The following is a 16,878-nucleotide window of genomic DNA, read 5'->3' on the forward strand; positions in this document are numbered from 1 at the left end:
TCCGGAACGTGAAGCTTTCCGGCGGACGGGAAACACTCCCGATCACCTGGGCGTGAGCCTCGAACACCTGGGTGCGAGCCCCGATCACCTGGACGTGAACGCGCCCTCCGCCCGCTCGACCGGCGCCTCCCCGAACCGCGACAACGCCAGCGCCCCGGCCACCGCCACCGCGAACCCGAGCACCGCGAGCCACCCCAGCCCCGGGCGCGTACGGTCCCCGAGCCACACCACGCCGATCAGCGCGGGCGCGACGGTCTCCCCGAGCACCAGTCCTGCGGTCGCCGTGGTCACGGACCCGCGCTGGAGGGCGGACGTCAGCAACAGGAACGCGGCCCCGCCGCCGAGCAGCAGCGCGTACGCCGCCGGGTTCGTGAAGAGCGCACCGGGCGTCAGACCGTCGATGAGCCGCACCGCCACCTCGACCACCCCGAACCCGAGCCCGGCACCCAGCCCGAGCGCGAGGGCCCGCCCCCGCTCCGGCAGCCGCCGGCCCGCCGCGCCGAGCAGCAGCACCCCGCCCGCCGCGGCGAGCATCGCCCACTTCAGCCGGACCGGCCCGGCCTCGTCACCCTCGGCCCCGGACGCCAGCCCCAGCAACGCGAGCCCGGCGCACACCACCCCCACCGCCGCCCACTCCATGCGGCTCAGCCGCACCTTGAGCAGCCGCGCCGCGACCACGGCCGTCACCGCGAGGCTCGCGGCCAGCGCCGCCCCCACCGCGTAGATCGGCACCGACCGCAGCGCGACGATCTGGAGCACGAATCCGAGCCCGTCCACCCCGAGCCCGACCAGGTACCGCCACTGCCGCAGCGCCCGCCACAACAGCGCCACGTCCCCGCCCGGGCCGGTCGCCACCGCCCGCGCGGCCATCGCCTGCAACACCGTCGCCGTACCGAAGCAGGCCGCCGCACCAAGGGCGCACACCATTCCAAAAATCACAAAAAGACAGTAGGGGGGAGGCGTGAGCCGGGGGGCCATGCGCGCCCGCTCTCACCGGTCTCTAGGCTGACCGCTCGGCAGTACAGGGACACGCAGTACACGACGGGGACACGGGGAGACACGCACATGGCTGAAACACGGCGACGACTGCGTTCGAGCACGGTGGTGCTGGGCGGCATGGGCGTTCTCGCGGCGGCCCTGTCCGCGTGCGGCTCCGACCCGGACCGCCGCTGCGTGGACCGGGACAGCTACGACTACATCAACGGCTACAAGATCGTCGCCGACAAGAACTGCAAGTCCGGCTCCTCGTCCTCCTCCTACGGCAAGGGCCGCAAGACGACCGGCACGACCAAGAGCACGAACGCCGACTGGTACTACGACGCCGACGTCAGCGGCCGCTACGCCGACCACGGCACCTTCAGCCGCAGCGAGGCCGTCGACCGAGGCGGCTTCGGCTGCTCGGGCTCCGGCAGCGGCGGCGGCTGACCGGGCCGTACGCACATGGAACGCCGCACCCTCACCCCCCGCCCCGGCTGGCAGCAGACCGTCGAGGAACAGGGCCTCATCTACCCCCTGACCCGCTACCCCGACGACTCCCTGCGCCCCTACTGGGACGAAAGCGCCTACTACGTCTTCACCCTTCCGGAGGTCGAGGCCCTGGAAGAGGTCGTCGAGGAACTCCACCGCATGTGCCTCGCGGCGGCCGACCACATCGTCACCGAGGACCGTTTCGCGGACCTGGGCATCACCGACCCCCGCGTGGCCCAGGCGGTCGCCGAGTCCTGGCACCGCCGTGCCGAACTCCCCTCCCTCTACGGCCGTTTCGACCTTCGCTACGACGGCACCGGCCCGGCCACACTCCTGGAGTACAACGCCGACACCCCCACCTCACTGGTGGAGGCCGCGTCCCCCCAGTGGTTCTGGATGGAGGACCGCTTCCCCGGCGCCGACCAGTGGAACTCCCTCCACGAACGCCTGATCGACGCCTGGACGAAACAGGCCGCCCTCCTCCCGCCGGGCAGCCCCCTGTACTTCGCGTACTCCTCCGCCGACGAACTCGGCGAGGACCTGATGACGGTCGCCTACCTCAAGGAGACAGCCGAGCAAGCGGGCCTGGCCACCGACTGGATCTCCATGGAGGAGATCGGCTGGGACCGCCTCTCCGGCCGCTTCGTCGACAACCGCCTCCGCTTCATCCGCAGCATCTTCAAGCTCTACCCCTGGGAGTGGCTCACCACCGACCGCTTCGCCGACCACGTCCTGGACACCCTCGACAACGGCGGCGGCACCGGCTCCACCCTCTGGATCGAGCCGGCCTGGAAAATGCTCCTCAGCAACAAGGCCCTGCTCGCCATCCTCTGGGAGCTGTACCCCGACCACCCCAACCTCCTCCCGGCCTACCTGGACGGCCCCCGGGACCTCCCGGGCTGGGTCGCCAAGCCCCTCCTCGGCCGAGAGGGCGCAGGCGTCACGATCCACGAGCCCGGATCCACCCGCACCCTCCGCGACGAACCGTGCTGCTACCAGCAACTGGCCCCCCTGCCCGACTTCGACGGCAACCGCGTCGTCCTGGGCGCGTGGGTGGTGGAAAACGAGTCGGCGGGCCTCGGCATCCGCGAATCATCGGGCTTGATCACAGACGAGTACGCGCGCTTCCTGCCCCACGTGATTCTTTGAACGGGGCTGAGGGGGGAACGTCCCCAAGGGGCGCGGGGCTGTGGCCTATGCGGCTCCGCCACGTGGGCGCGACCAGCCACAACGGCACCCGCACCCGGCAACGAAGAGCAACCCGGCAGACGCTCCCCTGCCCCACCCGGTAGGCTGATCACCGGGCCGTGACTGGCGTGCTGGGATGGGACCGACCATCGGGAAGCGGCCCCTGGACCCGGTTGAACCCCGGGGACCGGAACCGTGCCGTGCGCCTGGGCCGTACCGTGAACGCTGAACGCAACGTCCGGAGGTCCATTCATGCCAGCCGAGCCACTCTCCACCGCTTCCACCGCCTTCCGCGCCGCCCTCGACGTCATCCGCGCCGTGGAGCCGCGCGTAGCCGACGCCATCGGCCAGGAGGTCGCCGACCAGCGCGAGATGCTCAAGCTGATCGCCTCGGAGAACTACGCCTCCCCGGCCACGCTGCTGGCGATGGGCAACTGGTTCAGCGACAAGTACGCCGAGGGCACCATCGGCCGCCGCTTCTACGCCGGCTGCCGCAACGTCGACACCGTCGAGTCCCTCGCCGCCGAGCACGCCAAGGAACTCTTCGGCGCCCGCCACGCCTACGTCCAGCCGCACTCCGGCATCGACGCCAACCTCGTCGCCTTCTGGTCGGTCCTCGCCCAGCGCGTCGAGGTCCCGGCCCTGGAGAAGGCCGGCGCCCGCCAGGTCAACGACCTCTCCGAGGCAGACTGGGCGGAGCTGCGCCGCGCCTTCGGCAACCAGCGCATGCTCGGCATGTCCCTGGACGCCGGCGGCCACCTCACCCACGGCTTCCGCCCGAACATCTCCGGCAAGATGTTCGACCAGCGCTCCTACGGCACCGACCCGGCCACCGGCCTGATCGACTACGAGGCCCTGCGCGCGAGCGCCCGTGAGTTCAAGCCGCTGATCATCGTGGCGGGTTACTCGGCGTACCCGCGCCTCGTGAACTTCCGGATCATGCGCGAGATCGCCGACGAGGTCGGCGCGACGCTCATGGTCGACATGGCGCACTTCGCCGGCCTGGTCGCGGGCAAGGTCCTGACCGGCGACTTCGACCCGGTCCCGCACGCCCAGATCGTGACGACGACCACCCACAAGTCGCTGCGCGGCCCGCGCGGCGGCATGGTCCTGTGCGACGACTCTCTGAAGGACCAGGTCGACCGCGGCTGCCCGATGGTCCTCGGCGGCCCGCTCCCGCACGTCATGGCCGCCAAGGCCGTCGCCCTCGCGGAGGCCCGCCAGGAGTCCTTCCGCGACTACGCCCAGCGCATCGTCGACAACTCCCGCGCCCTTGCCGAAGGCATGATGCGCCGCGGCGCCACCCTCGTGACCGGCGGCACGGACAACCACCTCAACCTGATCGACGTCGCCTCCTCCTACGGCCTCACCGGCCGCCAGGCCGAGGCCGCCCTGCTCGAGTCGGGCATCGTCACCAACCGCAACGCGATCCCCGCCGACCCGAACGGCGCCTGGTACACCTCCGGCATCCGCATCGGCACCCCGGCCCTCACCACCCGCGGCCTGGGCACGGCGGAGATGGACGAGGTGGCGGCCCTGATCGACCGCGTCCTCACCACGACGGAGCCGGGCACGACCAAGTCGGGCGCCCCCTCCAAGGCGGCCCACGTCCTCGACGCGAAGATCGCCGACGAGATCAGCCACAGGGCGACGGACCTGGTGGCGGGCTTCCCGCTCTACCCCGAGATCGACCTCGGCTGAGATCCGCAGGGCTCACCGCGGGCGAGACCTCGACGCGCTCACCGGCGTCAGGGCTCCCAGGTCGGTCAGCTCATGCAGGGGCTCCTCACGTGGCGGCGGTCCGGCTTCGCGCCGGGCCGCCGCGCGGCGTATCGCATGTCTGCCGCCGAGCCCCAGAAGCAAGCCCCCGGCAGCCGACCAGCCGGTGCTCCTCGCTCAGTTTCTCCAGGGCGGCCAGTAACGCCGCGCGGCGCTCCGCCACCAGTGTCGCGACCGCGGGGTCCGCCGACTCCGGTATGAGCGGCTCGGCCTTCACCAGCGCCGCCTCCCGGATGGCGAGCGTGCGCTGGCGAGCGGCCCTCCGCACTGTGTTCCTCGTCTCATTGGCGACGACCGCCAGCAGCCACGGCTTGAACGCCATGCCGTCCCGGAACCTGCCCAGGGCGCAGTACGCCTTGACGAAGGCCTGCTGCACCACGTCCTCAGCGTCCGCTCCCGCCCCGAGCGCGGTGGCCGCCCTGAGCGCGATTGCCGTATGCGTTCGCACCAGCCCCGCGTACGCCTCCGGCTCTCCGGCGCGTACGCGTGCGATCACCGCGGTCTCATCGGCGATGCGGCCCCCCTCCCGCGTTCTCACACTCTTGTTACACCGCCGGACAGGGATCGGTTCCCACCTGTTTCGGACCAGTTCCGGATCGCCCCACGGGACCTGAGAGAATGGTGAACATGGCCTCTGACCGACCTCGCGTGCTGTCCGGAATCCAGCCCACCGCCGGCTCGTTCCACCTCGGCAACTACCTCGGCGCCGTCCGCCAGTGGGTGGCCCTGCAGGAGACCCACGACGCGTTCTACATGGTCGTCGACCTGCACGCGATCACCATCCCGCAGGACCCGAAGGACCTGCGGGCGAACACGCGCCTGGCCGCCGCGCAGCTGCTCGCCGCGGGTCTGGACCCGGACCGCTGCACGCTCTTCGTGCAGAGCCACGTCCCCGAGCACGCCCAGCTCGCCTGGATCATGAACTGCCTCACCGGCTTCGGCGAGGCGAGCCGGATGACCCAGTTCAAGGACAAGGCCGCCAAGCAGGGCGCCGAGCGCGCCTCCGTCGGCCTGTTCACGTACCCGATCCTCCAGGTCGCGGACATCCTGCTCTACCAGGCCCATGAGGTCCCGGTCGGCGAGGACCAGCGCCAGCACGTCGAGCTCACCCGCGACCTCGCCGAGCGCTTCAACGGCCGCTTCGGTCCGACCTTCACCGTCCCGAAGCCCTACATCCTCCGGGAGACGGCGAAGATCTACGACCTCCAGGACCCGTCGATCAAGATGAGCAAGTCGGCGTCCACGCCGAAGGGCCTCATCAATCTCCTGGACGAGCCGAAGGCCACCGCCAAGAAGGTCAAGAGCGCCGTCACGGACACGGACACGGTGATCCGCTACGACGCCGAGAACAAGCCGGGCATCAGCAACCTCCTCACGATCTACTCGACCCTCACCGGCGAGACCATCGGCGAGCTGGAGGAGAAGTACACCGGCAAGATGTACGGCGCGCTCAAGACGGACCTCGCCGAGATCGTGGTCGAGTTCGTCACGCCGTTCCGGGAGCGCACGCAGCAGTACCTGGACGACCCGGAGACGCTCGACTCGATCCTGGCCAAGGGCGCCGAGAAGGCCCGCGCCGTCGCCGCGGAGACCCTCGCACAGACGTACGACAAGGTCGGCTTCCTGCCCGCCAAGCACTGAACCCGCTCCCGCGTACAGCCGTACCACCGCACAGCGCTGTACATCACTTCGGTTGCGCCTGCCTGTAACCGGGTCGTGGCCGTACAGTCGATAACCGGGTGGTCGTATCAGCGGCCCGCTAACTGAACCGACAGGAGACGATGTGGGGACCGTAACGATCGGTGTCTCGATCGCGGTCCCGGAGCCTCACGGCAGCCGGCTTCAGCAGCTGCGCGCGGGCTTCGGCGACGCCGCGGCTCACGGCATCCCCACGCACGTCACCCTGCTGCCGCCGACGGAGATCGACGAGTCCGTCCTGCCGGCCGTCGAGGCGCATCTGAGCGAGGTCGCCGCGTCCGGCCGGCCGTTCCCGATGCGGCTGTCCGGCACCGGCACGTTCCGGCCCCTGTCGCCGGTGGTGTTCGTCCGGGTCGTCGCCGGCGCGGGGGCCTGCACGCGGCTCCAGGAGCAGGTCCGCGACCCCGCCGGTCCGTGCGCACGCGAACTGCAGTTCCCCTACCACCCGCACGTCACGGTGGCGCACGGCATCGAGGAGGCGGCGATGGACCGCGCCTTCGAGGAACTCGCCGACTACGAGGCCGAGTGGCCGTGCACCGGCTTCGGCCTCTACGAGCAGGGCGCCGACGGGGTGTGGCGCAAGCTGCGCGAGTTCCCCTTCGGCGGCCCGGTGGTCCCGCCCCAGGCCGGGCATGCGCAGCGCGGCTCGGTCCCCACCTGGTGATCCGCCCGTAGATCAGATCGGCAGCCGCCGGAACACCCCGCGCGGCAGGTGCCGCAGCGCCGCCATCACCACGCGCAGCGCGCCCGGCACCCACACCGTCTCCGAGCGGCGCCGCAGCCCCAGCTCGACGGCCGTCGCCACCGCCTCGGGCGTGGTCGCGAGGGGTGCCTCGGGCAGGTCGGCGGTCATCCGCGTCCGGACGAAGCCGGGGCGTACGACCATGACGTGCACGCCCGTGCCGTGCAGCGCGTCGCCCAGGCCCTGCGCGAAGGCGTCGAGGCCTGCCTTGCTGGAGCCGTAGATGAAGTTCGCGCGGCGGGCCCGCTCGCCCGCGACGGAGGACATGACGACCAGCGAGCCATGCCCCTGGGACTGGAGCGCGCGGGCGCACACCAGGCCGGCCGAGACCGCGCCGGTGTAGTTGGTCTGCGCGACCCGCACCGCCGCCTCCGGATTGCGCTCGTCGCGGGCCTGGTCGCCGAGGAGGCCGAAGGCGAGCAGCACCATGTCGATGTCGCCCTCGGCGAAGACCTTGCCGAGCACGGCGTCGTGGGAGGTGGGATCGAGCGCGTCGAAGGCGACGGTGTGCACGTCGGCCCCGAGCCCGCGCAGCTGCCCGGCGGCCTCCTCCAGGGCGGGTGACGGGCGGCCGGCCAGCCAGACCGTGCGGGTGCGGCGGGCGATCAGCCGGCGGGCGGTGGCCAGCGCGATCTCCGACGTACCGCCGAGGACGAGCAGGGACTGGGGGAGACCGAAGGCGTCCTTCATGACAGCTCCTAGAGGTTGCCTGGTGTGCCTGTGCCTGTGTCTGTGCTTAGAGGCCGAGGCGGCGGGACAGATCGGAGGTGAAGACCCCGTGCGGATCCAGTTCCGCCCGCAGTTCCCGGAATTCGTCCAGCCGCGGGTACATCGCCGCGAGCAGTTCCGGGCGCAGCCGGGCGTCCTTGGCGAGGTAGACGCGTCCGCCGGCGGTGGCGACCTCCTCGTCGAGTTCGTCGAGGAACGCGCCGAGGCCGGGCAGGCCCGCCGGGATGTCCAGCGCCAGCGTCCAGCCCGGCACCGGGAACGACAGCCAGCCCGGGTCGGATTCCCCGAAGCGCTTGAGGACGGCCAGGAAGGACGGGCAGCGGCGTTCGGAGATCCGGCGCACGATGCGGCGCAGGGCGTCCTCCTGGCCGTAGCCGACGACGAACTGGTACTGCACGAAGCCGCCCCGGCCGTAGACGCGGTTCCAGTGGGGGACGCCGTCCAGAGGGTGGAAGAAGGCGGAGATGCGCTGGAGTTGGCCGGCACGCGCGCGGGGGGCCTTGTGGTACCAGAGCTCGTTGAAGAGGCCCACGGTCGTGCGGGTGAGCAGGCCCTCGGGGAGGAGACAGGGGGCGGCCGGGAGGCGCGAGGTGCGGAAGGACAGCGGGTCCCGGCGCATACGGGCGGGCAGTGCGTCCAGGGGTGCGTGGTCGCCTCGGGTGAGGACCGCGCGGCCGGTGGACGCGCCCCGGGCCAGCAGGTCGATCCAGGCGACCGAGTAGCGGTAGCGGTGGTCGGTGGCCGCCAGCCGGGCCATCAGGTCGTCGAGATTCGCCGCGCGTTCGGTGTCGACCGACATCAGCGAGGTCTCGACCGGCTGGAGCCGGATGGTCACGGTGAGGATCACACCGGTCAGTCCCATGCCGCCCGCGGTGGCGTCGAACAGGGGCGTGCCGGGGATCACCGTGCGGATCTCGCCGTCGGCGGTGAGCAGTTCGAAGGCCAGCACGTGCCGCGAGAACGAGCCCGAGACGTGGTGGTTCTTGCCGTGGATGTCGGCGCCGATCGCCCCGCCGACGGTGACGTAGCGCGTGCCGGGGGTGACCGGTACGAACCAGCCGAGCGGCAGCAGCACCTCCATCAGCCGGTGCAGGGAGACGCCCGCGTCACACAGTACGGTGCCGCCGTCGGCGTCGATCGCGTGGACGCGGTCCAGGCCCGTCATGTCGAGCACGGACCCGCCCGCGTTCTGCGCCGCGTCCCCGTACGCCCGTCCCAGGCCCCGGGGGATCCCGCCGCGCGCCCCGCAGTCGCGGACGGCCGCCGCGGCCTCCTCGTAGGTCCGCGGGCGGATGAGCCGGGCGGCGGTGGGAGCGGTGCGGCCCCAGCCGGTGACGGTGGTGTGGTCCAGGCCCGTGACGTCCGGGACGGAATCGGTGTCGGCAGACATGTCCGTGACCGTAGCGCCCCCATGTGAGCTATTAGTTCGAGAACATGGCGACTCTCCCCGAAACGGGTGATTAATGGGATGTCGCTCAATATTGCCGGAGTTCGGGCCAGGTGGGCGTGAACAGTGAGTCCACATGGACGACCTCGACGACCTGCACGACATGGACCACCGGATCGTTTCGGCGCTCAGGGCGTGCGGCACCGACCCGCGCGTGGCCGGCGCCGCGCGCGCCCTGTCCTGGGCGGGGGAACACGCGGCGCTGTGGCTGGCGGCGGGGCTCGCCGGCGCCGCCGTGGACCGCGGACGGCGCGGCGCCTGGCTGCGCGGCACGGCCCTCACCGCGGGGGCGCACCTGGTCAGCATGGGGGTGAAACGGGTCGTGCGCCGCCCGCGCCCCGCGCACGTCGAGCCCCTGGTGCGCACCGCCGGCCGGCACTCCTTCCCCAGCTCGCACGCCACCTCCGCCGCTGCCGCCGCCGTCGCCTTCGGCGCCCTGGGAGCGCACGCGATCCCGCCGCTCGCCGCCGCCGTGTGCGTCTCGCGCCTGGTGGTCGGCGTCCACTACCCCTCGGACGTCGCGGCGGGGGCGGCCCTCGGCGCGCTCACGGCCCGGCTCGGCGCCCGCTGGATGAGGGGAGAGACCCACCATGACTGAGACGGCCATCCTGCGGCAGCGCACCCCCCAGGAGCGGCCCGCGCCACCCCGCGAGGGCGGTCTCCTGGCCGGTCTCCTCCGGACCGCGCGGCCCAGGCAGTGGGTGAAGAACGTCCTCGTGGTCGCCGCCCCGGCGGCCGCCGGCGAGCTCTTCTCCCGGTACGCCCTGACCCAACTCGCCCTCGTCTTCGTCCTCTTCACCGCCTGCGCCGTCGCCGTCTACCTCGTCAACGACGCCCGCGACGCCGAAGCCGACCGCGCCCACCCCACCAAGCGGCACCGCCCGGTCGCCGCCGGACAGGTCCCCGTGCCCGTCGCCTACGCCGTCGGCGGCTGCCTCGGCCTGCTCGCGCCCGCCGCCGCGGCCTGGCTCTGCTCCCCGGACGTCGCCGCCCTGCTGACCGCCTACCTCGGAATGCAACTGGCCTACTGCGTCAGCCTCAAGCACGTCCTCGTCGTCGACCTCGCCGTCGTCACGACCGGCTTCCTGATGCGGGCGATGGTCGGCGGGCTCGCCCTCGGCATCCCGCTCTCGCGCTGGTTCCTGATCACGACAGGGTTCGGCGCGCTGTTCATGGTGTCCGCCAAGCGCTACTCCGAAGCCGTGCAGATGGCCGGAAAAGCGGGCGCCACCCGCGCGTTGCTCACCGAGTACACCACCGGCTACCTCCGCTTCGTCTGGCAGCTCGCCGCCGGTGCCGCCGTCCTCGGCTACTGCCTGTGGGCCATGGAGGAGGGCGGCGTCCCGCACACCAGCGTGCTGCCCTGGCGGCAACTGTCCATGGTCGCCTTCATCCTCGCCGTCCTGAGGTACGCCGTCTTCGCCGACCGTGGCACGGCCGGCGAACCCGAGGACGTCGTCCTGCGCGACCGGGCGCTCGCCCTCATCGGCCTGGTGTGGGTGGCGATGTACGGCCTGGCGGTGGCCAATTGGTGACCACGCGCGCGTGGTCGGGCCCCACGGCCCCCTGCCGCCGGGAGCTCCTGGGCTTCGCCACCGTCGGTCTCCTCGCCTACGCCGTCGACCTGGCCCTCTTCACGTACCTGCGCGGCCCCGCCGGACTCGGCCCGCTCACCGCCAAGTCCCTCTCCTTCGTGGCCGCCTGCTCGGTCGCCTACGCGGGCAACGCCCTCGGCACCTACCGGACCACCCGGGCCCGGGGCCTGCGCCCGTACGCCGCCTTCGTCGCGGTGAACCTCGCCGGTGCCGCCGTCCAACTGCTCTGCCTCGCCGTCAGCCACTACGGCCTCGGCCTCACCTCCCAGCGCGCGGACACTGTCTCCGGCGCGGTCATCGGCATGGCGCTGGCAACGATTCTGCGGTTCTGGGGTACCCGTACATGGGTCTTCCGGGCGGAGGGCAGAGTCGGATCATGGACTGGCTGAAAAAGCTCCCGGTCATCGGGCCGTGGGCGGCACGGCTGATGATCACCCACGCGTGGCGGTCGTACGAGCGGCTGGACCGCGTGAAGTGGACGCGGCTGGCCGCCGCGATGACCTTCACGAGTTTCGTGGCGCTGTTCCCGCTGCTGACGGTGTCCGCCACCATCGCGGCCGCCACGCTCGGCACGGCGCAGCAGGACAAGCTCCAGGACAAGATCGCCGAGCAGGTGCCCGGCATATCCGACCAGCTGGACATCGCCGGCCTCGTGGAGAACGCCGGCACGATCGGCCTCATCGCGGGCGCCCTGCTGCTGTTCACCGGCATCAACTGGGCCGGCTCGATGCGCGAGTGCCTGCGCGCGGTGTGGGAGCTGCCCGACGAGGAGGAGAACCCGGCCCTGCGCTACGCCAAGGACGCGGGCGTCCTGATCGGCCTCGGCGGCGCGCTCCTGGTCACCATCGCCGCCTCCACCGTCGCCTCCGCGATGATCAGCTGGATCAACCGGCAGCTGGGCATCGACGAGGGCGGCTGGAGCGGGGTCCTGCTGCACATCGCCGCGTTCCTGATCGCCGTGCTCACCGATTTCCTGCTGCTGCTCTACGTCCTGACGCTGCTGCCCGGCGTCGAGCCGACGCGCCACCGCCTGTTCGTGGCGGCGTTGACCGGCGCGGTCGGCTTCGAGCTGCTGAAGCTGCTGCTCAGCGGCTATCTCCAGGGCGTGGCCGCGAAGAGCATGTACGGCGCGTTCGGCGTGCCCGTCGCCCTGCTGCTGTGGATCAACTTCACCTCGAAGCTGGTGCTGTTCTGCGCCTCCTGGACGGCGACGCAGAGCAAGGAGGAGGAACTGCCGGACGTCACGGGCGAGTCCGGCGGCGCACCAGATCCGGCAGCGGCCAGCGGCGGTTGACCAGGAACGCGCCGCCCGCGAGCAGCACCAGCACACCGCCCGTGATGCCGAGCGCGATCCCGATGCCGCTGGAGCCGTTCGCGGCCGGGGCGCTGGCCACCGGGCCGGTCCCGGCCGTGCCGCTGCCGCCGACCCCGGAGCCACCGGCCTCGCCGGAGGGGTCCCCGCCGGGCTGGGCACTGGCCTGGGCGGCGCTCTTGGGCGGCACCAGCTCGCCCACGGGCTGCACCTTCCCGGCCGCCTTGAAACCCCAGTCGAACAGCCGCGCGGTCTCCTTGTAGACCTCGTTGTACCCGTCCTTCTCCGGGTTCATCACCGTGACCAGCAACACCTTGCCGTTCCGCTCGGCGACACCGGTGAAGGTGGCGCCCGCGTTGGTGGTGTTGCCGTTCTTGATGCCGGCGATGCCCTGGTAGACGGGCAGGTCCGCGTCGCCGCTCAGCAGCCGGTTGGTGTTCTGGATCTCGAAGGGCTTGCGGACCGTCTTGCCCTTCTTGTCCTTCTTCGTCTCGCCGGGGAACTTCGCACTGACCGTCGAGGCGTACTCGCGGAAGTCCTTCTTCTGGAGCCCCGAGCGGGCGATCAGCGTCAGGTCGTACGCGGAGGAGACCTGCCCCTCGGCGTCGTAGCCGTCCGGGCTGACGACGTTCGTGTCGAGGGCCTGGAGCTCCTCGGCGTGCTCGTTCATCTCCCTGACGGTGTTCTTGACGCCCTTGTTCATCGCGGACAGCACGTGCACGGCGTCGTTGCCGGAGCGCAGGAAGACGCCGAGCCACAGGTCGTGCACGGTGTAGGTCTCGTCTTCCTTGATCCCGACCATGCTGGAGCCCGAGCCTATGCCCGCCAGGTCGGAGGGGGTGACCTTGTGCTCGGCCGTCCTCGGGAACTTCGGCAGCAGCGTGTCCGCGAACAGCATCTTCAGCGTGCTCGCCGGGGCCAGCCGCCAGTGCGCGTTGTGCGCGGCCAGCACGTCACCGGACTCGGCGTCGGCGACGATCCAGGAGCGGGCGGTCACGTCCTTCGGCAGCACCGGCACGCCGCTCGCGAGGTTCACCTGCGTCCCCGGCTGCCCGAGCCGGGCGCCGCCCACGGTCGACATCGACGCCGGGGGAGTCGCCGACGGGCTCGCCGACGGACTGCCCGAAGGGCTCGGAGCCGCGACGGCCGCGGGTGCGGCCAGGGCGAGGGACGACAGGACGGCGGAGGTGACCAGCAGGGATCGCCTGACGGTCTTCTTCGGAGCGGGCACGATCGGAAACGTACATGCCCTACGGGGGGAAGTCCCGCCGGTGCCCCCACCCCGGGAACGGAACCGGACAGACTCTGGCGATACTGGTCTCATGAAGCTCAGCCGCCCCGTCTCCTGGTTCCTGCTCGCCTTCGGGGTGTGGAGCTGGGTCATCTGGATCACTTTCGTCAAGAACCTTGTCAAGGACAGCAGCGGGCTCGCCTTCGACGACGGTCATCCCACGGCGTACTTCTGGGTGCACCTGCTGCTCGCCGTCGTCTCCTTCGTATGGGGGACGGCGATCGGGGCCATCGGGTTGCGTGGTCTGCGCGCACTGCGCCGGACGTCATAACGGCAATCGGGAGACACGACACCGTGGCCATCGCCTTGTTCGTACTCGTCGCAACTCTCGTCCTGGCCGTCATCGTGACGGCCAACTGGTACGTGTGGCGCCGCCTGTTCCGCGACACGACCCGCGGCCCGGGCCTCACCCGCCGCGCGGGCGCGGTCCTGATCGCCGGCGGCTGGGCCCTCGCGATCACGGCCCTGGTCGCCGAACGCTCGGGCGCCCCGTTCTGGCTCCAGCAGCTCCTCGCCTGGCCGGGCTTCCTGTGGCTGGCCCTGTCGATATACCTGCTGCTGGGGGTGGTGGCCGGGGAGGTCGTACGACCGCTGCTGCGACGGTTCCTGGAACGCCGGGCGAGACCGTCGACGGGGTCGGCCCCATCGAACCCGCACCCCGAAGCGCCCGACACGGCGGCCGACCCGGAGGGGGAGGGTGGTGCGGGTGCGCACGGGGCCGCCCCCGCTTCCACTACGGCAGCGGCCCCGCGGGGGAACGGCGGAGCCGGTGCGTCCGCTGCCGCGACGGCGGCCTCGGCGCGGGCGGACGGGGGCGGAGCAGCGTCTGCTCCCGCTTCGGCCGTCGGCCCGCAGGGGAACGGCGGAGCGGGTGCGCCCGCTGGGGCGGCCGCGGCGACGGTGGCAGCCGCCTCTCAGGCCGGCCGGGGCGATGCAAAGGCCGCCGGGCCGCGGGGGGACGGCGGTGGCGCCGCGGCCGCTTCCCTCGCGGCGGCCCCCTCTCCGGACGCCCCCCACCCGCAGACCGGCCCCACCCCCGAGGGCTCGCCCCAGCCGCTCGGCACCCCCGCCCCCTCCCGGCGTCTCTTCGTCTCGCGCGTCGTCGCCGGGGCCGCCGCGGCCGCTGCTGTCGGGACCGTCGGGTACGGGACGTACGGCGTGCTGCGTGGGCCCAAGGTGAAGCGGGTCACCGTGCCGCTGGCCAAACTGCCGCGTGCCGCTCACGGGTACCGGATCGCCGTGGTCAGTGATGTGCACCTCGGCCCGGTCCTGGGCCGCGGCTTCGCGCAGAAGGTCGTCGACACGATCAACGCGACCCAGCCCGACCTGATCGCGGTCGTCGGCGACCTGGTCGACGGCAGCGTGAAGGACCTGGGCCCCGCGGCGGCCCCGTTGGCCCAGCTGAAGGCCCGTCACGGGTCCTACTTCGTCACCGGGAACCACGAGTACTTCTCCGGCGCCGAGCAGTGGGTCGAGGAGGTCCGGCGCCTCGGCCTCACTCCCCTGGAGAACGCCCGCAGGGAGCTCCCGCACTTCGACCTGGCCGGAGTCAACGACGTGACCGGTGAGGACGAGGGCCAGGGCCCCGACTACGCCCGGGCCCTCGGCGACCGCGACACCGCACGCGCGTGCGTCCTGCTCGCCCACCAGCCCGTGCAGATCCACGACGCGGTCGACTACGGCGTGGACCTCCAGCTCTCCGGCCACACCCACGGCGGTCAGCTCTGGCCCGGCAACCTCATCGCCGCCGCCGCGAACCCGACCGTCGCGGGCCTGGAGCGCTACGGCCAAACCCAGCTCTACGTCTCACGCGGCGCGGGCGCCTGGGGCCCGCCCACCCGGGTGGGGGCGCCGTCGGACATCACGCTGATCGAGTTGGCGTCGAAGCAGGCCTGACCCTGTGCGAGCGCTGTGAAACCGGACCGAAACGCGCATCGGTAAGTTCTTTCCCAACTCGTCAGATCTCCCTTCCGCCAGGTCAAACACCTGTGATTGGGTGAGGCCGCCACAAAGGGGTGTGGCACTGGCACAAGGGCCCCAAGGGCCTCGGGAGGGCAAGGCCGATGCGGTCGGTTCGCATGCGGGTACTCGCGGGACTGCTCGTCCTGGCGGCCGTGGGGGTGGGCGCCTGGCAGCTCGTGCCGTCGCAGAAGGACGGCACGGCCATCACGGTCGGCACGACGGACGCCGTCACGTCCCTCGACCCGGCCGGCGCCTACGACGCCGGTTCCTGGGCGCTGTTCAGCAACGTCTTCCAGTCGCTGCTCACTTTCGCCCCGGGCGGCACCGCCCCCGTCCCGGACGCGGCCAGGAGCTGCGCGTTCACCGACGGCGACCTGACCACGTACCGCTGCCGACTGCGCTCCGGACTCACCTTCCCGAGCGGCCGGAAGATGACCGGCGAGGACGTGAAGTACTCCTTCGACCGGATCATGAAGATCAAGTCCCCGGTCGGCCCGGCGCCCCTGCTCGACACCCTCCGCTCCGTGGACGCCGACGGGCTGACCGTCACCTTCCACCTGTCCACACCCGACGCCACGTTCCCGTTCAAGGTGGCCACCGGCGCGGGCTCGATCGTCGACCACACCACGTACCCGGCCGGCAAGCTGCGCACCGGTAACGGTGTCGACGGCACCGGCCCGTACACCCTCACCGCCTACACGAAGGACGACAAGGCCGTCCTCGCGTCCAACAGCCGCTACCGGGGCGCCGTCAGGGGCGGCGCGGACCGGCCCGTCGAACTGCGCTACTACGCCACCCCCGCCGCCCTGGAGACCGCCTGGAAGGACAAGCAGGTCCAGGTCGCGACCCGCCAGCTGCCGCCCGGCGTCCTCGCCGACCTGAACCCGAGCGACCCCACGCAGCGCGTCTTCGAGGCGGACGGCTCCGAGACCCGCAACCTGTACTTCAACACCCGCGCCGGCAAGCCCCTCCACGACCCGAAGGTCCGCCAGGCCATGGCCTGGCTGATCGACCGTGAACGGCTGGCCGCCACCGTCTACGACGGCACCGTCGAGCCGCTGTACTCGCTGATCCCGACGGGCATCACCGGGCACACCGCCTCGTTCTTCGACGACTATCCCGGGCCGGACCCCAAGAAGGCGCGGCAGTTGCTCACCCGGGCCGGCGTGACCCTGCCGGTCCGCTTCACCTACGGCTACGCCAAGGGCCGCGGCGCCGGTGAACAGGAAGCCGCCGAGATCAAGCGGGAGCTGGAGGCGAGCGGCCTGTTCAAGGTCACCCTCCGGGGCTACGAGTGGACCGACTTCCAGAAGCGCTGGGCGAGCGGCAAGCTCGACGCGTACGCCGTCGGCTGGGTCGCCGACTTCCCCGACCCGGACACCTTCCAAGCCGCGCTCGTCGGCACCGGCAGCGCCATGAACACCGGCTACAGCAGCAAGACCGTCGACCGGCTCATCCAGGACAGCCAGCGCTACGCCGACCGCGGCGAGGCCGACCGGGACTTCCGCTCGGTCCAGCAGACCGTCGCCCAGGACGTGCCGGTGCTGCCCCTGTGGCAGGCCAAGGAGTACGTCGTCACCACCGAGGACATCGGCGGCGGCCAGTATCTGTCGGACGGCACGGGCGTGTTCCGCCTCTGGAGCCTCAACGGAATCTGACGTCGCCGTG

General features: G+C 71.7%; 17 protein-coding genes and 1 riboswitch. Of the genes, 12 read left to right on the top strand and 5 right to left on the bottom strand.

Annotated features, from left to right (window positions below; all coding sequences use genetic code 11):
* Positions 1–84: 84 nt before the first annotated feature.
* The gene (locus tag HDA41_RS25030; RefSeq protein ID WP_184993710.1) at positions 85–927 is read right to left on the bottom strand and encodes a DMT family transporter; all 843 of its coding nucleotides are present in this window, start codon (positions 925–927) and stop codon (positions 85–87) included.
* A 138-nt stretch (positions 928–1,065) separates the two neighbouring features.
* Here HDA41_RS25030 and HDA41_RS25035 point away from each other — a divergent pair, with 138 nt between their 5' ends.
* The 3 genes from HDA41_RS25035 (at position 1,066) to HDA41_RS25045 (ending at position 4,356) form a co-directional block, all read left to right on the top strand.
* Entirely contained in the window at positions 1,066–1,425 is a 360-nt protein-coding gene (locus HDA41_RS25035; protein ID WP_184987358.1) for a hypothetical protein, read from the top strand.
* A gap of 15 nt (positions 1,426–1,440) precedes the next feature.
* Entirely contained in the window at positions 1,441–2,616 is a 1,176-nt protein-coding gene (locus HDA41_RS25040; protein WP_184987360.1) for a glutathionylspermidine synthase family protein, read from the top strand.
* A gap of 148 nt (positions 2,617–2,764) precedes the next feature.
* A riboswitch (ZMP/ZTP riboswitch) is annotated at positions 2,765–2,874 on the top strand.
* A gap of 33 nt (positions 2,875–2,907) precedes the next feature.
* Positions 2,908–4,356: a glycine hydroxymethyltransferase gene (locus tag HDA41_RS25045; protein ID WP_184987362.1), complete on the top strand. Its 1,449-nt coding sequence runs from the start codon at positions 2,908–2,910 to the stop codon at positions 4,354–4,356.
* Between the two features lie 85 nt (positions 4,357–4,441).
* Here the strand turns inward: HDA41_RS25045 and HDA41_RS25050 are convergent, their stop codons facing one another.
* On the bottom strand, positions 4,442–4,972 hold the full coding sequence (locus HDA41_RS25050; protein WP_184987364.1) for an RNA polymerase sigma factor: 531 nt from the start codon (positions 4,970–4,972) through the stop codon (positions 4,442–4,444).
* An 89-nt stretch (positions 4,973–5,061) separates the two neighbouring features.
* Here HDA41_RS25050 and trpS point away from each other — a divergent pair, with 89 nt between their 5' ends.
* Positions 5,062–6,075 carry a tryptophan--tRNA ligase gene (trpS, locus tag HDA41_RS25055; RefSeq protein WP_184987367.1) on the top strand — a complete coding sequence of 338 codons (1,014 nt, stop codon included), beginning with the start codon at positions 5,062–5,064 and terminating at the stop codon, positions 6,073–6,075.
* 142 nt (positions 6,076–6,217) lie between these two features.
* Positions 6,218–6,796, top strand: a complete 579-nt coding sequence (locus tag HDA41_RS25060; RefSeq protein ID WP_184987369.1) for a 2'-5' RNA ligase family protein — start codon at positions 6,218–6,220, stop codon at positions 6,794–6,796.
* A gap of 12 nt (positions 6,797–6,808) precedes the next feature.
* Here the strand turns inward: HDA41_RS25060 and dprE2 are convergent, their stop codons facing one another.
* Together dprE2 and dprE1 are read right to left on the bottom strand one after the other, a co-directional pair.
* The gene (gene dprE2 / locus HDA41_RS25065; protein WP_184987371.1) at positions 6,809–7,564 is read right to left on the bottom strand and encodes a decaprenylphospho-beta-D-erythro-pentofuranosid-2-ulose 2-reductase; all 756 of its coding nucleotides are present in this window, start codon (positions 7,562–7,564) and stop codon (positions 6,809–6,811) included.
* 46 nt (positions 7,565–7,610) lie between these two features.
* A complete protein-coding gene (gene dprE1, locus HDA41_RS25070) occupies positions 7,611–8,993 on the bottom strand; it encodes a decaprenylphosphoryl-beta-D-ribose oxidase (RefSeq protein WP_184987373.1) in 1,383 nt (460 codons plus the stop codon).
* Positions 8,994–9,126: 133 nt separating this feature from the next.
* Here dprE1 and HDA41_RS25075 point away from each other — a divergent pair, with 133 nt between their 5' ends.
* Genes HDA41_RS25075 through HDA41_RS25090 form a run of 4 tightly spaced genes read left to right on the top strand, consistent with a single transcriptional unit; the run spans position 9,127 to position 11,939 of the window.
* A complete protein-coding gene (locus HDA41_RS25075; RefSeq protein ID WP_184987375.1) occupies positions 9,127–9,648 on the top strand; it encodes a phosphatase PAP2 family protein in 522 nt (173 codons plus the stop codon).
* The gene (locus HDA41_RS25080; RefSeq protein ID WP_184987377.1) at positions 9,641–10,585 is read left to right on the top strand and encodes a decaprenyl-phosphate phosphoribosyltransferase; all 945 of its coding nucleotides are present in this window, start codon (positions 9,641–9,643) and stop codon (positions 10,583–10,585) included. The genes HDA41_RS25075 and HDA41_RS25080 overlap by 8 nt, the downstream gene beginning before the upstream one ends.
* Positions 10,582–11,034, top strand: a complete 453-nt coding sequence (locus HDA41_RS25085; protein ID WP_184987379.1) for a GtrA family protein — start codon at positions 10,582–10,584, stop codon at positions 11,032–11,034. Before HDA41_RS25080 ends, HDA41_RS25085 begins: the two co-directional genes overlap by 4 nt.
* Complete coding sequence (locus tag HDA41_RS25090) at positions 11,022–11,939, top strand: YihY/virulence factor BrkB family protein (RefSeq protein WP_184987381.1); 918 nt, start codon at positions 11,022–11,024, stop codon at positions 11,937–11,939. The genes HDA41_RS25085 and HDA41_RS25090 overlap by 13 nt, the downstream gene beginning before the upstream one ends.
* Here HDA41_RS25090 and HDA41_RS25095 read toward each other — a convergent pair.
* The gene (locus HDA41_RS25095; protein WP_358980081.1) at positions 11,887–13,188 is read right to left on the bottom strand and encodes a D-alanyl-D-alanine carboxypeptidase family protein; all 1,302 of its coding nucleotides are present in this window, start codon (positions 13,186–13,188) and stop codon (positions 11,887–11,889) included. The genes HDA41_RS25090 and HDA41_RS25095 overlap by 53 nt on opposite strands.
* Before the next feature lie 91 nt (positions 13,189–13,279).
* Here HDA41_RS25095 and HDA41_RS25100 point away from each other — a divergent pair, with 91 nt between their 5' ends.
* The 3 genes from HDA41_RS25100 to HDA41_RS25110 all read left to right on the top strand — a co-directional run bounded on the left by HDA41_RS25100 (position 13,280) and on the right by HDA41_RS25110 (position 16,868).
* Positions 13,280–13,519: an SCO4848 family membrane protein gene (locus tag HDA41_RS25100; RefSeq protein WP_184987385.1), complete on the top strand. Its 240-nt coding sequence runs from the start codon at positions 13,280–13,282 to the stop codon at positions 13,517–13,519.
* Between the two features lie 23 nt (positions 13,520–13,542).
* Positions 13,543–15,144, top strand: coding sequence for a metallophosphoesterase (locus HDA41_RS25105; protein WP_184987387.1), 1,602 nt, complete (start codon positions 13,543–13,545; stop codon positions 15,142–15,144).
* Positions 15,145–15,326: 182 nt separating this feature from the next.
* Entirely contained in the window at positions 15,327–16,868 is a 1,542-nt protein-coding gene (locus HDA41_RS25110) for an ABC transporter substrate-binding protein (protein WP_230299424.1), read from the top strand.
* The last annotated feature ends 10 nt before the right edge of the window (positions 16,869–16,878 follow it).

The sequence above is a fragment of the Streptomyces caelestis genome, assembly GCF_014205255.1.
Classification (GTDB): Bacteria; Actinomycetota; Actinomycetes; order Streptomycetales; family Streptomycetaceae; genus Streptomyces; species Streptomyces caelestis.

What these genes read in the sequence shown, in the direction of transcription:
- HDA41_RS25030 (WP_184993710.1), bottom strand. Translation starts at nt 927, where the DNA reads ATGGTGTGCGCCCTTGGTGCGGCGGCCTGCTTCGGTACGGCGACGGTG.
- HDA41_RS25035 (WP_184987358.1), top strand. Translation starts at nt 1,066, where the DNA reads ATGGCTGAAACACGGCGACGACTGCGTTCGAGCACGGTGGTGCTGGGC.
- HDA41_RS25040 (WP_184987360.1), top strand. Translation starts at nt 1,441, where the DNA reads ATGGAACGCCGCACCCTCACCCCCCGCCCCGGCTGGCAGCAGACCGTC.
- HDA41_RS25045 (WP_184987362.1), top strand. Translation starts at nt 2,908, where the DNA reads ATGCCAGCCGAGCCACTCTCCACCGCTTCCACCGCCTTCCGCGCCGCC.
- trpS (WP_184987367.1), top strand. Translation starts at nt 5,062, where the DNA reads ATGGCCTCTGACCGACCTCGCGTGCTGTCCGGAATCCAGCCCACCGCC.
- dprE2 (WP_184987371.1), bottom strand. Translation starts at nt 7,564, where the DNA reads ATGAAGGACGCCTTCGGTCTCCCCCAGTCCCTGCTCGTCCTCGGCGGT.
- dprE1 (WP_184987373.1), bottom strand. Translation starts at nt 8,993, where the DNA reads ATGTCTGCCGACACCGATTCCGTCCCGGACGTCACGGGCCTGGACCAC.
- HDA41_RS25075 (WP_184987375.1), top strand. Translation starts at nt 9,127, where the DNA reads ATGGACGACCTCGACGACCTGCACGACATGGACCACCGGATCGTTTCG.
- HDA41_RS25080 (WP_184987377.1), top strand. Translation starts at nt 9,641, where the DNA reads ATGACTGAGACGGCCATCCTGCGGCAGCGCACCCCCCAGGAGCGGCCC.
- HDA41_RS25090 (WP_184987381.1), top strand. Translation starts at nt 11,022, where the DNA reads ATGGACTGGCTGAAAAAGCTCCCGGTCATCGGGCCGTGGGCGGCACGG.
- HDA41_RS25100 (WP_184987385.1), top strand. Translation starts at nt 13,280, where the DNA reads ATGAAGCTCAGCCGCCCCGTCTCCTGGTTCCTGCTCGCCTTCGGGGTG.
- HDA41_RS25110 (WP_230299424.1), top strand. Translation starts at nt 15,327, where the DNA reads ATGCGGGTACTCGCGGGACTGCTCGTCCTGGCGGCCGTGGGGGTGGGC.